The organism is Gordonia terrae (genome assembly GCF_001698225.1).
Classification (GTDB): Bacteria; Actinomycetota; Actinomycetes; order Mycobacteriales; family Mycobacteriaceae; genus Gordonia; species Gordonia terrae.
The window spans coordinates 3,607,908-3,624,187 of record NZ_CP016594.1 but is presented as its reverse complement, the minus strand read 5'-3'; the positions used below and the strand labels follow the sequence as shown (position 1 = coordinate 3,624,187).

General features: G+C 68.8%; 16 protein-coding genes. 10 read left to right on the top strand and 6 right to left on the bottom strand.

Annotated features, from left to right (window positions below):
• Window positions 1-107 precede the first annotated feature (107 nt).
• From BCM27_RS16235 to BCM27_RS16215, 5 genes are read right to left on the bottom strand one after another with little or no spacing between them, the layout of a single operon-like run.
• A complete protein-coding gene (locus tag BCM27_RS16235) occupies window positions 108-836 on the bottom strand; it encodes a sirohydrochlorin chelatase (protein WP_004023034.1) in 729 nt (242 codons plus the stop codon).
• Window positions 833-2,128, bottom strand: a complete 1,296-nt coding sequence (locus BCM27_RS16230; RefSeq protein ID WP_004023033.1) for a sulfate adenylyltransferase subunit 1 — start codon at window positions 2,126-2,128, stop codon at window positions 833-835. The genes BCM27_RS16235 and BCM27_RS16230 overlap by 4 nt, the downstream gene beginning before the upstream one ends.
• Window positions 2,128-3,114, bottom strand: a complete 987-nt coding sequence (gene cysD / locus BCM27_RS16225; RefSeq protein ID WP_004023032.1) for a sulfate adenylyltransferase subunit CysD — start codon at window positions 3,112-3,114, stop codon at window positions 2,128-2,130. The genes BCM27_RS16230 and cysD overlap by 1 nt, the downstream gene beginning before the upstream one ends.
• Window positions 3,096-3,845, bottom strand: coding sequence for a phosphoadenylyl-sulfate reductase (locus tag BCM27_RS16220; RefSeq protein ID WP_004023031.1), 750 nt, complete (start codon window positions 3,843-3,845; stop codon window positions 3,096-3,098). Before BCM27_RS16220 ends, cysD begins: the two co-directional genes overlap by 19 nt.
• Window positions 3,842-5,617, bottom strand: coding sequence for a nitrite/sulfite reductase (locus BCM27_RS16215; RefSeq protein ID WP_004023029.1), 1,776 nt, complete (start codon window positions 5,615-5,617; stop codon window positions 3,842-3,844). Before BCM27_RS16215 ends, BCM27_RS16220 begins: the two co-directional genes overlap by 4 nt.
• A 400-nt stretch (window positions 5,618-6,017) precedes the next feature.
• On the opposite strand from BCM27_RS16215, the gene hemW reads away from it, so the two are divergent.
• On the top strand, window positions 6,018-7,184 hold the full coding sequence (hemW, locus tag BCM27_RS16210) for a radical SAM family heme chaperone HemW (protein ID WP_051987151.1): 1,167 nt from the start codon (window positions 6,018-6,020) through the stop codon (window positions 7,182-7,184).
• Between the two features lie 18 nt (window positions 7,185-7,202).
• On the opposite strand, the gene BCM27_RS16205 is transcribed toward hemW, so the two are convergent.
• A complete protein-coding gene (locus tag BCM27_RS16205; RefSeq protein ID WP_004023027.1) occupies window positions 7,203-7,661 on the bottom strand; it encodes a type II toxin-antitoxin system VapB family antitoxin in 459 nt (152 codons plus the stop codon).
• A gap of 162 nt (window positions 7,662-7,823) precedes the next feature.
• On the opposite strand from BCM27_RS16205, the gene hrcA reads away from it, so the two are divergent.
• From hrcA to era, 9 genes are all read left to right on the top strand, one after another.
• Window positions 7,824-8,858, top strand: a complete 1,035-nt coding sequence (gene hrcA / locus BCM27_RS16200) for a heat-inducible transcriptional repressor HrcA (RefSeq protein ID WP_068884466.1) — start codon at window positions 7,824-7,826, stop codon at window positions 8,856-8,858.
• Window positions 8,859-8,996: 138 nt separating this feature from the next.
• Complete coding sequence (dnaJ, locus tag BCM27_RS16195; RefSeq protein WP_004023024.1) at window positions 8,997-10,163, top strand: molecular chaperone DnaJ; 1,167 nt, start codon at window positions 8,997-8,999, stop codon at window positions 10,161-10,163.
• A gap of 63 nt (window positions 10,164-10,226) precedes the next feature.
• Window positions 10,227-10,976, top strand: a complete 750-nt coding sequence (locus tag BCM27_RS16190; protein ID WP_033203953.1) for a 16S rRNA (uracil(1498)-N(3))-methyltransferase — start codon at window positions 10,227-10,229, stop codon at window positions 10,974-10,976.
• A complete protein-coding gene (locus BCM27_RS16185) occupies window positions 10,973-11,752 on the top strand; it encodes an alpha/beta hydrolase family protein (protein ID WP_004023022.1) in 780 nt (259 codons plus the stop codon). Before BCM27_RS16190 ends, BCM27_RS16185 begins: the two co-directional genes overlap by 4 nt.
• Window positions 11,753-11,887: 135 nt before the next feature.
• Window positions 11,888-12,970 (top strand): PhoH family protein, encoded by a 1,083-nt coding sequence (locus tag BCM27_RS16180; protein WP_004023020.1) that lies wholly within the window; start codon window positions 11,888-11,890, stop codon window positions 12,968-12,970.
• Window positions 12,967-13,554, top strand: a complete 588-nt coding sequence (gene ybeY, locus BCM27_RS16175; protein ID WP_004023019.1) for an rRNA maturation RNase YbeY — start codon at window positions 12,967-12,969, stop codon at window positions 13,552-13,554. Before BCM27_RS16180 ends, ybeY begins: the two co-directional genes overlap by 4 nt.
• Window positions 13,551-15,020, top strand: a complete 1,470-nt coding sequence (locus tag BCM27_RS16170; RefSeq protein WP_004023018.1) for a hemolysin family protein — start codon at window positions 13,551-13,553, stop codon at window positions 15,018-15,020. The genes ybeY and BCM27_RS16170 overlap by 4 nt, the downstream gene beginning before the upstream one ends.
• Complete coding sequence (locus BCM27_RS16165; RefSeq protein WP_004023017.1) at window positions 15,017-15,361, top strand: cytidine/deoxycytidylate deaminase family protein; 345 nt, start codon at window positions 15,017-15,019, stop codon at window positions 15,359-15,361. Before BCM27_RS16170 ends, BCM27_RS16165 begins: the two co-directional genes overlap by 4 nt.
• The gene (era, locus tag BCM27_RS16160; protein WP_004023015.1) at window positions 15,354-16,265 is read left to right on the top strand and encodes a GTPase Era; all 912 of its coding nucleotides are present in this window, start codon (window positions 15,354-15,356) and stop codon (window positions 16,263-16,265) included. The genes BCM27_RS16165 and era overlap by 8 nt, the downstream gene beginning before the upstream one ends.
• The last annotated feature ends 15 nt before the right edge of the window (window positions 16,266-16,280 follow it).

The window sequence follows — 16,280 nt, the reverse complement described above, 5'->3', positions numbered from 1 at the left end:
GTTATGCGGTTCTTTCGGATTAGGGACCAGGGGTTATGCGTTCTCGGATTAGGGACCAGGGGTTATGCGGTTCTTTCGGACCAGGGGGCAGAGCGGTGATCGCCGAGTCAGGAAGCCGCGTGACCGGCGGGCACCGCGCGTCGGTCGACGGCCGCGCGGTAGAGCGAGCTGATCGCGTCGACGACTTCTGGGTGAGTGCCGAGCGGGCCGGCGACGAGTGAGTCGTCGACCAGTGCGTCGAGCGCCGACTCGACCCGCTCGGTGAGCAGTCCGGCCGACAGAAAATACGGACTGAGGGCGATTCGGTCGGCGCCGCCGGCGCGCAACCGTCGCACAGCCGTGGACACCGCACGCTGTCCCGCGCCCAGTTTGGTCGCGAAGACCACCTCGACGGGCCGGTGCAGTCGTGTCGAGAGCTCGATCGCGCGCAGACGCACCGACCGATCGGCGTCGGGGTCAGACGACCCGACCGCGGACAGGATGACCCCGTCGCGCGGTCCCAGGCCGGCCTCGAGCAGACGATCGGTCAGCGCGCCCGTCAACGAGCGGGTGCCCATGACGTCGGTCTGTCGCGCCGTCGGGCGGCACGACGCGATGATCGACGGGAGGTCGACCTTGTGGTGGTATCCCGCCGCGAGCAGCATCGGCACGACGACCGGATCGGCGGCAATGTGGCTGAGCACATCCCCGACCGGTGGCTCGTCGAGGTCGAGGTAGGAGAGCACCACGTCGACGCCGGGCAGGCTCGAGGCGACGGCGTCGCGCACACGGCGCGCGGTCGCGCCGAAGCGCGGGTCGCGACTGCCGTGTGCGACGAGGACGAGACTCGGTGTCACACCAGCTCTTTGAGATGCAACGGAGCCAATGCGTCGCCGACGAGCCCGGCGGCCAGCGTGTTGCCGCCCTGCGGGTCGATGAGCAGGAAGCTCCCCGACTCGCGGTTCACCTGGTAGTCGTCGGCCGGGATCGGCTCGGCGGTCTGCACCGAGATCCGCACGATCTGGTTCAGCTCCACCGATTCCGGAGCCTCCACCAGGGCCAGGTTCTGCTCGTCGAACAGCGCGTCGAGTGCGCCGACGATGGCCTGGGTGGTCTTGGTGCCGTGCTTGAGGAGCAGGCGCGCGCCCGGACGCAACGGCTTCTCGGCGAGCCAGCACACCGTTGCGGTGAACTGTTGCAACGGTTCCGGGGCATCGGCGGCGGCTGCGATCACATCGCCGCGGGAGATGTCGACGTCGTCTGCCAGCAGGATCGTGACGCTGCGTCCGGTGTGTGCGGTGGGCAGTTCGCCGTCGGCGGTGTCGATCTGGCTGACGGTGGTCCGCTGCCCCGACGGCAGGACGACCACCTCGTCGCCGACGGAGACCCGGCCGGCGGCGATCTGGCCCGCGTAGCCGCGATAGTCGGGGTGCTCCGGCGTGCGCGGACGGATGACGTACTGCACGGGGAAGCGCAGGCCCACCTCGTTGCGCTCCACCAGGTTGGGCACGGTCTCGAGGTGCTCGATGAGGGTCGGCCCGTCGTAGAAGCTGGTGGTCTCGGAACGGTTCGCGACGTTGTCGCCGTGCAACGCCGACACCGGGATCGCGGTGACCTGCTCGTCCGACCAGCCCAGCGACCGGGTGAGTTCGGCGAACTCGGCGGAGATCTCGGCGAACACCGACGCCTGATCGGCGACGAGATCGATCTTGTTCACGGCCAGCACCAGCTGCGGGACACCGAGGAGAGCCATCACCGCGGCGTGGCGGCGGGTCTGGGCGACGACGCCGGTGCGGGCGTCGACGAGCAGGATCACCAGCTGCGCGGTGGAGGCCCCGGACACGGTGTTGCGGGTGTACTGCACATGGCCCGGGGTGTCGGCGAGCACGAACGAGCGCGCGGGCGTGGCGAAGTAGCGGTAGGCGACATCGATGGTGATGCCCTGCTCGCGCTCGGCGCGCAGCCCGTCGACGAGCAGCGACAGGTCGGGGGTGTCGAGTCCGCGGTCCACCGAGGCCTTGGTGACCGCGTCGATCTGGTCGGCCAGAACGGATTTGGTGTCGTACAGCAGTCGGCCGACAAGCGTCGACTTGCCGTCGTCGACGCTGCCCGCGGTCGCGATGCGGAGGAGATCAGGGGCGTGTTTCATCAGAAATATCCTTCGCGCTTACGGTCTTCCATGGCGGCCTCGGAGACCCGGTCGTCGCCACGGGTGGCGCCGCGCTCGGTCAGCCGCGATGCGGCGACCTCGGCGAGTACGGCCTCGTTGTCGGCGGCGTCGGAGAGCACCGCACCGGTCGACGAGCCGTCCCCGACGGTGCGGTAGCGCACCGACAGGCGTTGGAGCTCTTCACCTTCGCGCGGGCCGCCCCAGACTCCCGAGGTCATCCACATGCCGTCACGCTGGTAGACCTCGCGCTCGTGTGCGTAGTAGATCGACGGGAGGAGGACCTGCTCGCGGGCGATGTAGCGCCAGATGTCGAGTTCGGTCCAGTTCGACAGCGGGAACACCCGCACGTGTTCGCCCGGGGCGTGGCGACCGTTGTAGAGGTTCCACAGCTCGGGACGCTGACGCTTCGGGTCCCACTGGCCGAAGGCATTGCGCAGCGAGAAGATCCGCTCCTTGGCGCGCGACCGCTCCTCGTCGCGGCGACCGCCGCCGAACACCGCGTCGAAACGGTTCTCGGTGATGGCGTCGAGCAGGGGAATGGTCTGCAGCGGGTTGCGCACACCGTCGGGACGCTCGGTGAGGCGGCCGTCGGCCAGGTAGTCCTCGACCTTGGCAACGTGCAGCCGCAGGTTGTGCCGCTCGACGACCTGATCGCGGAACTCGAGCACCTCGGGCAGGTTGTGCCCGGTGTCGACATGCAGCAGCGAGAAGGGCAGCGGCGCAGGCCAGAACGCCTTCAGTGCGACGTGCAGGAGGACGGTGGAGTCCTTGCCGCCGGAGAACAGGATCACCGGACGTTCGAACTCGCCCGCGACCTCCCGGAAGATGTGGATCGCCTCGGACTCCAGGGCGTCGAGTGTGGTGAACTCGTCGGCCTCTGCGGCGCCGCTCGTCTGGGCCGCGGCGACGCCGGGCGTCTCCGGAACGGACGGTGTTTCGGTCACGGTCATGCGTGCAGCCCACATTCTGTCTTGGCGCGTCCGGCCCAGCGGCCGCTGCGCGGATCGGATCCGGGTTCGGGTTTGGCGGTGCACGGTGCGCACCCGATGGAGGGGTAGCCCTCGTCGACGAGCGGATTCACGAGCACGCCGTTGGTGTCGATGTAGTCCTGCATCGTCTCGTCGGACCAGGCCGCGATCGGATTGATCTTGACCAGCCCGAAGCCCTCGTCGAAGGAGATGAGCGGGGCGTTCGCCCGTGTCGGTGCCTCCACGCGACGGATGCCCGTGATCCACGCGTCGTAGCCGGCGAGTCCGGCCTTGAGCGGCACGACCTTCCGCAGCCGGCAGCATTCGCCCGGGTCGCGCGCGAAGAGATTGCGCCCCAACAGCTCATCCTGCTCGGCAACGCTGTGCTCGGGAGTCAGGTTCACCATCTCCACGCCGTACACCTGCTCGACGGCGTCACGGGTGCCGATGGTCTCGGCGAAGTGATATCCGGTGTCGAGGAACAGCACCTTGACCGGGTCGCCGTCGAGGAGATCGCGATCGATGTGCTTCACCGAGAGATCGACGAGCGCCGCGTCCTGCATGTTCGACGCGACGACGAAATTGGTGCCGAAGGTCTGCGCGGTCCAGCGGATCAGCTCTTCGGGAGTGGCGTCGGAACCGAGGTCCGCGGCGCCCTTCTCGGCGATGTCGCGCAGTTGTTCCTCGCTGAAGCGCCGCCCGGTCCGGGGGGTCGTCTCGATGGTCATCGCAGTGCCTCCTCGTCGGCACGAACGGCCCACTGCGCGAACCGTTCACCTTCGGTGCGCTGGTCGACGAAGTTGCGGACCACGCGCTCGATGTAATCGCCCAATTCGGTGCCCAGCACCTTGTGCTGGCGCAACTTGCGACCGAAACCCGAATCCAGTCCGAGGCTGCCGCCCAGGTGGACCTGGAAGCCGTCGGTCTGATTGCCGTCGGCGTCCTCGACGAGCTGTCCCTTGAAACCGATGTCGGCGATCTGGGACCGTCCGCACGAGTTGGGGCACCCGTTGATGTTCACCGTGATCGGCACGTCGAGCTTCGAGTTGATGTCCGCGAGCCGCTCGTCGAGCTCCGGCGCGAGGACCTGCGACCGCTTGCGGGTCTCGGTGAACGAGAGCTTGCAGAACTCGATACCACTGCACGCCAGGAGATTCCGGCGCCACCGCGTGGGCCGGCCGTGCAGGCCGAGCGGCTTGAGCTCGTCGATCAGCCAGTCGACCTTGTCGTCGGGGACGTCGAGGACGATGAGCTTCTGGTACGGGGTGAACCGGACGCGGTCGGACCCCGCCGCCGCGACGGCCGCCGCGGCCTTGGTCAGGACCGTGCCCGAGACGCGTCCGGCGATGGGGGAGAAGCCGATCGCGTTGAGTCCGTTGCGCAGCTTCTGCACACCGATGTGGTCGATCGGCCGCTCGGGCTGCTCCGGGGCCGGGCCGTCGATCAGCTTGCGGCCCAGGTACTCGTCCTCGAGTACCTGACGGAACTTCTCGATGCCCCAGTCCTTGATGAGGAACTTCAGCCGGGCCTTGGCGCGCAGCCGTCGGTAGCCGTAGTCGCGGAAGATCGAGACCACGGCCTCCCACACGTCGGGCACCTCGTCGAGCGGGACCCAGGCGCCCACGCGCTGGGCGAGCATCGGGTTTGTGGAGAGTCCGCCGCCGACCCAGAGGTCGAGGCCGGGGCCGTGCTCGGGATGGACGACGCCGACGAAGGCGACGTCGTTGATCTCGTGCACCACGTCCTGCTGGCCCGAGATCGCGGTCTTGAACTTGCGCGGCAGGTTCGAGTACTTCGGGTCGCCGATGTAGCGGCGGACGATCTCGTCGATGGCGGGGGTGGGGTCGAGGACCTCGTCGAGGGATTCGCCGGCGAGCGGCGAGCCGAGCACGACGCGCGGGCAGTCGCCGCAGGCCTCGGTGGTCTTGAGTCCGACACCTTCGAGGCGCTCCCAGATCGTCGGGACGTCCTCGATGCGGATCCAGTGGTACTGGACGTTCTCACGGTCGGAGAGGTCCGCGGTGTCGCGGGCGAACTCGGTGGAGATCTCACCGAGGGTGCGCAGCTGCTCGACGTTGAGCGCGCCGGCGTCGCAGCGCACGCGCATCATGAAGTGGCTGTCTTCGAGGATGTCGATGTTCTCGTCGCCGGTCCACGTGCCGTCGTACCCCTCGGCGCGCTGGGTGTAGAGACCCCACCAGCGCATCCGGCCGCGCAGATCCTGCTTGTCGATCGAGTCGAAGCCCTGCTTGGAGTAGATGTTCTCGATGCGGGCGCGGACGTTGAGCGGGTTGTCGTCCTTCTTGACCTGCTCGTTCGGGTTCAGCGGCTCACGGTAACCGAGCTTCCACTGTCCTTCGGCGCGGCGCTTGGTCGGACGGGCCTTGCGAGCCGGCCGCGCGGGCTTCTCGGCGGCCGGTGCTGCGGTGGCCGATTCGGCGGCAGCGTCGTTCGGTGCACCCGAGGCGGAAGCGGCGGGGGCGTCGGTGGTGGACGTCATGAACTCTCCTGTGCCGGCACACAGGGCCGGCGTTCGTTGCACGAATTGCGGGCTGAAACGTGCCGGCATCCCCCGAGAAATGGGGACAAATCGGGGCCGAGACGTCGCTAGATGCGACAGAAAGCGCTGTTGACGCGCTTGAGATCAATGTGGCGTCGAGCGGCGAGCCACACCCCGGGGAAAATCACGCGGTCCATAGTGCCACGCTCCGCATCGGCTCGTCTACTTGGGGTTATTTTCCATCATGATGATGAAAACCGGGCGGGGGAGGTCCTCGCCTGCGCGGCACAACGCCGAGGACGACGACGCTGTTCCCGGCGGGGTCGACGATTTCCGCCCTTGCCGCCACGATCGGCATGATGGAGGGGTGAACGTCGAGACAGCAACGCCCGCGGCCGGGATGGTCGCGGATGCCTGCCGCGGCGTCGACCCCGACGTGCCCCTCGCGCTCTACCTGCACGTCCCGTTCTGCGCGACCCGGTGCGGCTACTGCGACTTCAACACCTACACCGCGGGCGAACTGGGTTCCTCGTCCTCGCCGGACTCGTGGCAGGAGGCGGTCGCCCGCGAACTGGAGGTCGCGGCACGATTGCTGACGCCGGCCCGCCCGGTCTCGACGATCTTCGTCGGCGGAGGCACGCCGTCGCTCCTCGGCGGCGCCGGTCTCACGCGGCTCCTCGATTCCGTGCGGACGAACTTCGACCTGGCCGACGATGTGGAGATCACCACCGAGTCGAACCCGGAGTCGACCTCGCCCGGGTTCTTCGCGGACCTCCGGTCAGCCGGATTCACCCGGATCTCGCTCGGCATGCAGTCGGCGGCCGAGCACGTGCTGAGGCTGCTCGACCGCACCCACACCCCGGGCCGGGCCGTCGCTGCCGCCCGGGAGGCACGGGCCGCCGGATTCGACCACGTCAACCTCGACCTGATCTACGGCACGCCCGGCGAGACCGATGCGGACCTGCACGCCACCGTCGACGCCGTCCTGGAGGCCGGGGTGGACCACGTGTCGGCCTACGCGCTGATCGTCGAGGACGGCACCGCGCTCGCGCGTCGAATCCGCCGCGGGGAGATGCCGGCGCCCGACGACGACGTCCTCGCCGACCGGTATCAGATCCTCGACCAGCGCCTGCGTGCCGACGGCCTCGACTGGTACGAGGTGTCCAACTGGGCGCGCGGCGACGATTCGGTGTGCCGCCACAACATCGCCTACTGGCACAGTCACGACTGGTGGGGCATCGGTCCGGGCGCGCATTCCCACGCCGCCGGCGTTCGCTGGCTGAATGCCAAACACCCTGCGCGCTACTCGAAGTCGTTGGCGGACGGGGTGTTGCCGATCGCATCGGCCGAGCAGTTGAGTCCCGCGGACCGACACCTCGAGGCCGTCATGTTGACCACCAGGTGCCGCAGCGGACTGCCGCGCGACCTCCTCGACGAGGCCGAGACCGCGAACGCCGAACAGCTCTGCGCGGACGGTCTGTTGACCGCCACCAGCGGGGCCTACGTGCTCACCGATGCGGGAAGGCTGCTCGCCGACGGGGTGATCCGTCGCGTGCTCTGGGGCTGACCCGGATCACGCCGATTGTCACCAGGTCTGGTCGGGGCGGGGCGGACTCGTCCAGCCCGTCGATCGCGGACCACGACGGTGCGCGCCCGCCCCGTCGGGTGCGCTCGGGGGCCGACGCGCGGGGATCTCGGCGGTGTCCTCGAGCTGCTCGTCCAACGGCTTGGCCGTGTCGGCCAGGTCCAGGGCGTCGAGGTCGAGGGTGCGCGCGTGGATGATGTGGCGGTTGCGCAACGCCGAGCGAACGGCGCGATGCAGTCCGTCCTCCAGGTAGAGCTCGCCCTCCCACCGCACGACGTGGGCGAAGAGGTCGCCGTAGAACGTGGAGTCCTCGCTGAGGAGTTTGTCCAGGGCGAGGACCTTGGTGATCGGCGTCAACTGGTCGAGCCGCAACTGTCGCGGCGGGATCTTGGCCCAGCCGCGCGTCGACAACCCGTGGTCGGGGTAGGGCTTGCCCTCCCGCACCCCTTTGAAGATCATGCGAACTCCTCCGACGCCTCTGCCTCGACGATTGCTGCCCTTCGACGATGCGTCGACCGTCAGTGCACGACACCACGCCGTGGCACGGTGATCGCGATCCCATTTCGTACTATGGAACGCACCCAACTGTATGGCAGGGATCCGAGTCAGGAGGTGTACCGCGTGTCTACCACCGATGATCGTCGCTTCGAGATCTTGCGTGCGATCGTGACCGACTACGTCGACACGCAGGAACCGACCGGCTCGAAGGCGCTCGTCGAGCGCCACCAGCTGGGAGTGTCGAGCGCCACCGTCCGCAACGACATGGCGGTGTTGGAGGCGGAGGGCTACATCACCCAGCCGCACACCAGCTCCGGCCGGGTGCCCACCGACAAGGGTTACCGGATGTTCGTCGACCGGATCAGCGAGATCAAGCCGCTGTCGGCCGCCGAGCGTCGCGCCATCCTGTCGGTGCTCGACTCCGGCGTCGACCTCGACGACGTGCTGCGGCGGTCGGTCCGACTCCTCGCCCAGCTGACCCGGCAGGTCGCGGTCATCCAGTACCCGGTGCTCTCGGCCGCGACCGTGCGTCACCTCGAGGTCGTCACCCTCTCGCCGTCGCGTCTGCTGCTGGTCGTCATCGTCGACAACGGCCGGGTCGAACAGCGCATGGTGGCACTGAACGAGGACCACGACGAGGACGAGATCGCCCGGTTGCGCGATCTGTTCTCCGCCGCTCTCCACGGCAAACGGCTCGAAGCCGCCTCGGCGGCGGTCGCCGAACTCGCCAACTCTGCGCCCGAGGATCTGCGCGGGGCGGTCCTCAACATCGCGACCGTCTTGGTCGAGACCCTCGTCGAACGCGGTGACGACCGACTGGTGCTGGGCGGAACGTCGAATCTCGCGCGCTCGGCAGCCGACTTCACCCCGGTCGTCGGCGGCATGGACACCGTCCTGGAGGCCCTGGAGGAGCAGGTGGTGGTGCTCAAGATCCTCGCGACGACGCAGGACATGGGCCAGGTCACGGTGCAGATCGGCGAGGAGACCCGGACGGAGAACCTGCGTGGTACCTCGGTGGTGTCGACGGGGTACGGTGCATCGGGAACCGTGTTCGGCGGCGTCGGTGTGCTCGGCCCCACACGGATGGACTATCCGGGAACCATTGCATCGGTCGCAGCCGTTGCCAAGTACATCGGTGAGGTGCTCGCCGAACGATGACGCCCGCGTCGACGACGCCGGCCTCGCAAGGACCCGGCCGGTCGTCGGCGGTGCGGAATGGTTCCCCATACGCGTACTGCGCGGTCGTGCGAGCGCACACCGCCCGGCACCAACTGAGACCGAAGGATCACTACGACCGTGGCACGTGACTACTACCAAATCCTGGGTGTGGCCAAGGGCGCCAGCGACCAGGAGCTCAAGCGCGCCTACCGCAAGAAGGCCCGCGAACTGCACCCGGACGTCAACCCGGGCAAGGAAGACGAGTTCAAAGAGGTCAGCACGGCCTACGAGGTGCTGACCGATCCGGAGAAGCGACGCATCGTCGACGCCGGCGGCGACCCGCTGGCCGGCGCGGGTGCCGGCGGCTTCGGCGGTTTCGGCGGCGGTGGCGGGGGATTCGGCGACGTCTTCGAGGCGTTCTTCGGCAACGGCGGCGCCTTCGGCGGTGGTGGCGGCTTCGGTTCGGGTCGCGGGCCCAAGTCGCGGGTGCAGCCGGGTGAGCCCGCTCTGGTGAACCTCACCCTCGACCTCGCCGAATGTGCGAAGGGCGTCGCCAAGGAGATCACCGTCGACACGGCGATCCTGTGCGATGTGTGTACCGGCTCGGGCACCAACGGTGACAGCAAGCCGGTGACCTGCGACATCTGTAAGGGCGCCGGCGAGATCCAGTCGGTGCAGCGCTCGTTCCTCGGTCAGGTCATGACCGTCCGGGAGTGCCCGACCTGCCACGGCGTCGGCGAGGTCATCCCGGACCCGTGCCACAAGTGCGGCGGCGACGGACGCTACCGTTCGCGCCGCACGATGACCGTGCGCATCCCGGCCGGAATCGAGAACGGCATGCGCGTGCGTCTCACCGGTCAGGGCGAGGTCGGTCTGGGCGGTGGTCCCGCGGGCGACCTGTACGTCGAGGTCTCCGAGCGTCCCCACGAGGTGTTCCTGCGCGACAAGGACGACCTGCACTGCACGGTCAAGGTCCCGATGGCCGACGCGGCGCTCGGCGCCGAGTTCGAGGTGGAGACCATTCTCGGGGACCCGGTCACGGTGACGGTCGCACCCGGAACCCAACCCGGGCAGATCGTGAAGCTGCGGGGTCAGGGCATGCCGCACGTCAGTTCCGGAGTGCGCGGCACCATGCACGTCCACCTCGACGTCGTCGTACCTACCCGACTCGACGCGGCGCAGACCGAGGCGCTCAAGAAGTACCGCAAGGTCGCCGCCGACGAGATCGAGGTGGTCAACACCTCGGCCGCCGCGGCGCCGGGTGGCCTCTTCTCGCGGCTGCGCAACGCGTTCGCCGGGAAGTAGACCCGGCGTGTCCGTGGCGATGAGGTCTCGGCGGGTGTGCCCCTCCCGGGCGGCGGGTGCGCGGTGAGTCCACCGCTGTTCTGGGCGGACTCCGTGCCCGCACCCGGGGCCGAGGTGACCCTGAGTGGGCCCGAGGGCCGGCACGCGGTCACCGTCGCCAGGCTCGGTGTGGGCGAGCGGATCCTGGTCGGTGACGGCGCCGGTTCGGTGGGCGGTTGCGAGATCCGGGAGATCACCGCCAAGGACACGCTGGTGGCGACCGTCCACGACCTCTCGTTCGAGGCGCGCCCCACCCCGCAGGTGACCCTGGTGCAGGCGTTGCCGAAATCCGAACGGTCCGAGCTCGCGGTCGACCTCGCCACCGAGGCAGGCGTCGATGTCATCGTGCCCTGGCAGGCACTGCGGTGCGTGTCGCGATGGACGGGCAAGGCGGACAAGGGCGTCGGCAAATGGCGGGCCGCGGCGTCGGCGGCCGCGAAGCAGAGCCGGCGTCCGTGGATCCCGGAGGTCACCGACCTCGCGACCACCATCGACGTCCGTGCCCGCTGCGCGGACGTCGTGGCCGCGGGCGGGGTCGTCGCCGTCTTGCACGAGGAGGCCGCGCAGCCACTCGCGCAGCTGCCACTCGCCGACGCCACCGAGATCCTGCTCGTGGTCGGGCCGGAGGGTGGTCTCGACGCCGGTGAGGTCGCCGATCTGACCGCGCTCGGGGCGCAGTCGGTCGTGCTCGGTCCCGAGGTCCTGCGCACGTCGACGGCGGCCGCGGTGGCGCTCGGCGCGATCGGGGTGCTCACCCGCCGGTGGACGCGATGAGTGTCGTCGGACGCCGCTCGGTGCGTCGTACGAAGGTCGAATACGGCTCCGCGCCCTCGCAGTTCGGGCACCTGTACGTGCCCGCCGACGGTTTCGACGCCGCGGCGCCCGCGCGGCTCGTGGTCTTGGTGCACGGCGGCTCCTGGTCGGTCGAATTCGGCTCGACGACGCAGACCGCGATCGCCCGCATGCTCGCCGAGCGCGGGGCGGCGGTGTGGAACATCGAGTACCGCCGGGTCGGTGAAGAGGGCGGCGGATGGCCGAACACCGGCCGGGATGTCATCGATGCACTCGGCGCCCTCGACGGGTCCGTCCGTGACCTGCTCCCGGCGGGCGGCGTCGACTTCTCCTCGACGGCGGTCGTCGGGCACTCGGCCGGTGGCCAGCTCGCAGTCTGGGCGGTCGGACAACTCGGCGCACGTACCGCCACGACCACCATCACCACGGTCGTCGCGCAGGCGGCCGTACTCGACACCGTCGAAGCCGCCGACCGAGAGTCGGTGCGGGCGTTCATGGGTCGGCCGTTCAGTGAGTCGCCGCGGCGGTACGCAGATGCCTCGCCCCTGCTGGCGCCGGTCGTCGACGCCCACGTCGTGGCGATACACGGCGACACCGACGATCTCATCCCGATCGAGTCCAGCCGCCGGTACGTCGACGCCGCGATCGCCCGCGGACAGTCCGCGGAGTTCGTCGCGGTCCCCGGCGAAGGGCACGACGCCTTCGTCGACCCGCGAAGCGCGTGCACGCGGCAGACGATCCGGGTGCTGGGGATCTGACGGAAATATTGCCTGCTGATCGGCTGTTGCACCGCGATAGACTGACCACACCTCTGCGGGCCGCGGTAGCGGTGGGCCGGGGTCGAGCCAGAACAGAACAGCATCCAGAACAGAACACCAGGAGTGATTTCATACGTGAGTGACGACAACCCCGACCAGAGCGGGCAATCCAGCCGTACGCAGCCGCGCCGGTCTGGGGTCACATCCACTGTCGAAGTCTCTCCCGGAGTCGTGTTCGGGCTGCTCGGCGCCAGTGACGTCAACCTGCGTACGCTCGAGCAGCTGCTGCCCGCCGACATCCACGTTCGCGGCAATCAGGTCACGCTCACCGGTGAACCCGCCGAGGTCGCGGCGTCCGAGCGCGTCATAGCCGAACTCGTCGACCTCGTCGGCCGGGGTACCCCGCTGACACCCGATCTCGTCCGGCACAGCGTGTCCATGTTGTCCGACGGCACCGAGGAATCGCCTGCCGACGTGCTGTCGCTCGACATCCTGTCGCGACGCGGTAAGACGATCCGGCCGAAGACGCTCAACCAGAAGCACTACGTCGATGCCATCGACGACCACACCATCGTGTTCGGTGTCGGCCCGGCCGGTACCGGCAAGACCTACCTCGCGATGGCCAAGGCCGTCCAGGCGCTGCAGTCCAAGTCGGTCAACCGCATCATCTTGACGCGGCCTGCGGTCGAGGCGGGCGAGCGCCTCGGCTTCCTGCCCGGCACGCTGAGCGAGAAGATCGACCCGTATCTGCGTCCGCTGTACGACGCGCTGCACGACATGATGGACCCGGACGCGATCCCGAAGCTGATGGCCGCCGGGGTCATCGAGGTGGCACCGTTGGCCTACATGCGCGGCCGCACCCTGAATGACGCGTTCATCATCCTCGACGAGGCCCAGAACACGACGAGCGAACAGATGAAGATGTTCCTGACCCGGCTCGGCTTCGGTTCCAAGGTCGTCGTCACCGGCGACGTCACCCAGATGGACCTGCCCGGCGGTGCCCGGAGCGGGCTGCTGGCGGCGACGGAGATCCTCGAGGGCATCGACGACATCCACTTCGCGCGGCTCACCAGCCAGGACGTGGTCCGGCACCGGTTGGTCGCCGACATCGTCGACGCCTACGGACGGGCCGAGGAGGCGCAGCGAGGTCTGCCCAACACCGCGCTCGGCGGCAACCGCGCCGCGCGGCGGGCCGCGTCTCAGGGACGTCGCTCATGAGCATCGAACTCGCGAACGAATCCGGGGTGGAGGTTCCCGCCGAGCTGATCATCGACGCCGCGCGCTTCGCGGTGAACGCGATGGACGTCAATCCCGCGGCGCTGCTGTCGGTGCTGTGCGTCGACGAGGACACCATGGCGGACATGCACGTGCAGTGGATGGACCTGCCCGGTCCGACCGACGTGATGAGTTTCCCGATGGACGAACTCGTGCCCGGCGGACGGCCGGACGCCACCGACCCGGGTCCGGCGATCCTGGGTGACATCGTGCTGTGTCCCGACTTCGCCCGGAAGCAGGCGCGCGAGGCGAAACGGTCCTTCGAGCACGAGCTGGCGATGCTGACCATCCACGGTGTACTCCACCTGCTCGGCTACGACCACGCCGAACCGGAGGAGGAGCGCGAGATGTTCGGGCTGCAGAACCGCATCCTCGACGCGTTCTACGCCGAACGTCACCGCCGCGCGCAGGAGCAACGACAGACCGACCGTGATTCGCGGCTGCTGTCGAACATCGGATTCACCGGTGTCGAGGGCGGAACGCCGGCCCCCGGTGCCCCGACGCGGTCCGAGGAGGACCGAGGGTGACCTCTGACTACTGGTTCATCGTGGCCGCAGTCGTGTTGATCGGGGTCGGTGGGATCTTCGCGGCGGTGGACACCGCGGTGTCGACCGTGTCGAACGCCCGGGTCGACGACATGGTCCGCGAGGGGCGCGCGGGTGCGCGCCGCCTGGCGGACATCTTGGGCGCACGCGCGACCTATCTCGGCCTCGTGGTGCTGCTCCGCGTGGTCTGCGAGACCGCGGCCGTCGCGCTCGTCGCGGTCGCCGCGACCCAACTCATCGGCGTCGGCGGAGGATTGGCGGTCGCCATCGCCGCGATGACCGTCGTCTCGTATGTCGCGGTCGGCGTCGGCCCCCGCACCCTGGGCCGGCAACACGCCTACACGATCGCGCTGGCATCGTCGTACCTGCTGTTCGCGCTGGGAGTGCTGCTCAAACCGCTGACCCGTCTGCTGATCCTGATCGGCAACGCCCTGACCCCGGGTCGCGGGTTCCGCAACGGTCCGTTCGCGACCGAGGTCGAGCTGCGTGAGGTCGTCGACCTCGCCGAGGCGTCGGGTGTGGTCGCTGCCGACGAGCGCCGCATGATCCAGTCGGTGTTCGACCTCGGTGACACCAGCGCCCGCGAGGTGATGGTCCCGCGCCCGGAGATGGTGTGGATCGAGGCCGACAAGACTGCGCTGCAGGCCACGAGTCTCGCGACGCGGTCCGGACATTCGCGGATCCCGGTGATCGGTGAGAACACCGACGACGTCCTGGGCATCGTGTATCTCAAGGACCTGGTGGCCCGTACGGTCGCCCAGCGCATCGACCCCTCGACGCTCCGAGTCGTGGACGTGATGCGTGACGCCGAGTTCATCCCCGATTCCAAACCGCTCGACCGGGTCCTCGCCGACATGCAGCGCGAGCGCAACCACATGGCGATGCTCGTCGACGAGTACGGCGGCATCGCCGGATTGGTGACCATCGAGGACGTTCTCGAGGAGATCGTCGGCGAGATCACCGATGAGTACGACACCGACGAGCTCGCCCCGGTCGACGACCTCGGCGACGGGTCCTATCGGGTGTCGGCACGACTGCCCGTCGAAGACCTCGGCGAGCTGTTCGACGTCGAGATCGCCGAGGAGGAGGTCGAGACGGTCGGCGGACTCGTCGGCCTGGAATTGGGCCGTGTGCCGTTGCCGGGCGCCCGGGTCGAATCGCACGGACTGCAGCTGGTGGCCGAGGGCGGACCCAATCGCCAAGGCCGCCAACGCATCATCACGGTGCTGGTCACCCGGGTCCCCGGCGCGGAGGAGGAGTCTCGGCGCGACGAGCACCGCGGCCACTCGAGCCGCTCGGCGGGGCGTTCTGAACGGGCCGCGGGCCGTGACCACGAGGACGAACGGCGGGCCGAGCGAGCGGCGAGAGACACCGGCGACGACGCCCCGGAGGGCGACGCCGCCGATCGCGACAGTGCAGACGACCCGAGAGCAAGGATGAATCAGTGACCGAGACCCTCACCGACGAGGATCGCAAGCTCGTGGTGCTCGCCCGGGGCGCGCTGGCGCGCGCCGAGGCGCCGTCGGGTGCCGCGGTCCGGGACGGCGACGGCCGCACCTATGCCGGAGCCGATGTGCGCACCCGCACCCTGACCCTCACCGGGCTGCAGGTTGCGGTGGCGTCCGCGATCTCGAGTGGGGCCCGCTCCTTCGAGGCGGCGGTCGTCGTGAACGGTGAGTCCGACGACCCGGGCCTGGCGACCCTGCACGAGCTCAGCCCCGAGGCGTACGCGGTCCTGACCGACACCGCGGGTGCACCGCAACGGCGCATCGGGCGCGCGGATGCCTGAGTTCCGTTCGGGCTTCGTCTGTTTCGTCGGCCGGCCCAACACCGGTAAGTCCACGCTCACCAATGCCCTCGTCGGCGAGAAGATCGCGATCACCTCGAATCGTCCGCAGACCACCCGCCACACCATCCGCGGGATCGTCAACCGGCCGGACGCCCAGTTGATCCTCGTCGACACCCCGGGTCTGCACCGACCGCGCACGCTGCTGGGTCAGCGACTGAACGACCTCGTCCGCGACACCTACTCCGAGGTCGACGTGATCGGTGTCTGCATTCCCGCCGACGAGGCGATCGGGCCGGGCGACCGCTGGATCATCTCGCAGGTCCGTGAGATGGCACCCCGCACGACGATCGTCGGCGTGGTCACCAAGATCGACCGGGTCGGTCCGGAGCAGGTGGCCAAACAGCTTCTCGCGCTCTCCGAGGTCCTCGGACCGGAGTCGGAGGTGGTCCCGGTGTCGGCGAAGTCGGGCAAGCAGCTCGACGTGCTGTCCGACGTGCTCGTCGGCCTCATGGAGGAGGGGCCCGCCTTCTATCCGGACGGTGAACTCACCGACGAACCCGAGCAGGTGCTGATGGCGGAGTTCATCCGCGAAGCCGCACTCGAGGGGGTGCACGACGAGCTGCCGCACTCGCTGGCCGTCGTTATCGAAGAGGTCATCGACCGGGAGGACCGGGATCCCGAGCTGCCGCCGATGGTCGACGTCCACGCCGTGCTGTTCGTCGAGCGTGACAGCCAGAAGGGCATCATCATCGGACGCAAGGGCGCGCGTCTGAAAGAGGTGGGTACAGTTGCCCGCGCACAGATCGAGCGGCTGCTGGGGACCAAGGTGTACCTGGATCTGCATGTGAAGGTCGCCAAGGACTGGCAACGCGACCCCAAACAGCTGCGTCGATTGGGTTTCTAGCAGCGTGTTCCCGGC

Excerpts from the sequence above, each read along its gene's own strand:
- cysD (WP_004023032.1), bottom strand. The coding sequence starts at position 3,114 with ATGTGGGCTGCACGCATGACCGTGACCGAAACACCGTCCGTTCCGGAG.
- hemW (WP_051987151.1), top strand. The coding sequence starts at position 6,018 with ATGGTCGCGGATGCCTGCCGCGGCGTCGACCCCGACGTGCCCCTCGCG.
- ybeY (WP_004023019.1), top strand. The coding sequence starts at position 12,967 with ATGAGCATCGAACTCGCGAACGAATCCGGGGTGGAGGTTCCCGCCGAG.
- BCM27_RS16205 (WP_004023027.1), bottom strand. The coding sequence starts at position 7,661 with ATGATCTTCAAAGGGGTGCGGGAGGGCAAGCCCTACCCCGACCACGGG.
- BCM27_RS16220 (WP_004023031.1), bottom strand. The coding sequence starts at position 3,845 with ATGACCATCGAGACGACCCCCCGGACCGGGCGGCGCTTCAGCGAGGAA.
- BCM27_RS16185 (WP_004023022.1), top strand. The coding sequence starts at position 10,973 with ATGAGTGTCGTCGGACGCCGCTCGGTGCGTCGTACGAAGGTCGAATAC.
- BCM27_RS16230 (WP_004023033.1), bottom strand. The coding sequence starts at position 2,128 with ATGAAACACGCCCCTGATCTCCTCCGCATCGCGACCGCGGGCAGCGTC.
- BCM27_RS16215 (WP_004023029.1), bottom strand. The coding sequence starts at position 5,617 with ATGACGTCCACCACCGACGCCCCCGCCGCTTCCGCCTCGGGTGCACCG.
- era (WP_004023015.1), top strand. The coding sequence starts at position 15,354 with ATGCCTGAGTTCCGTTCGGGCTTCGTCTGTTTCGTCGGCCGGCCCAAC.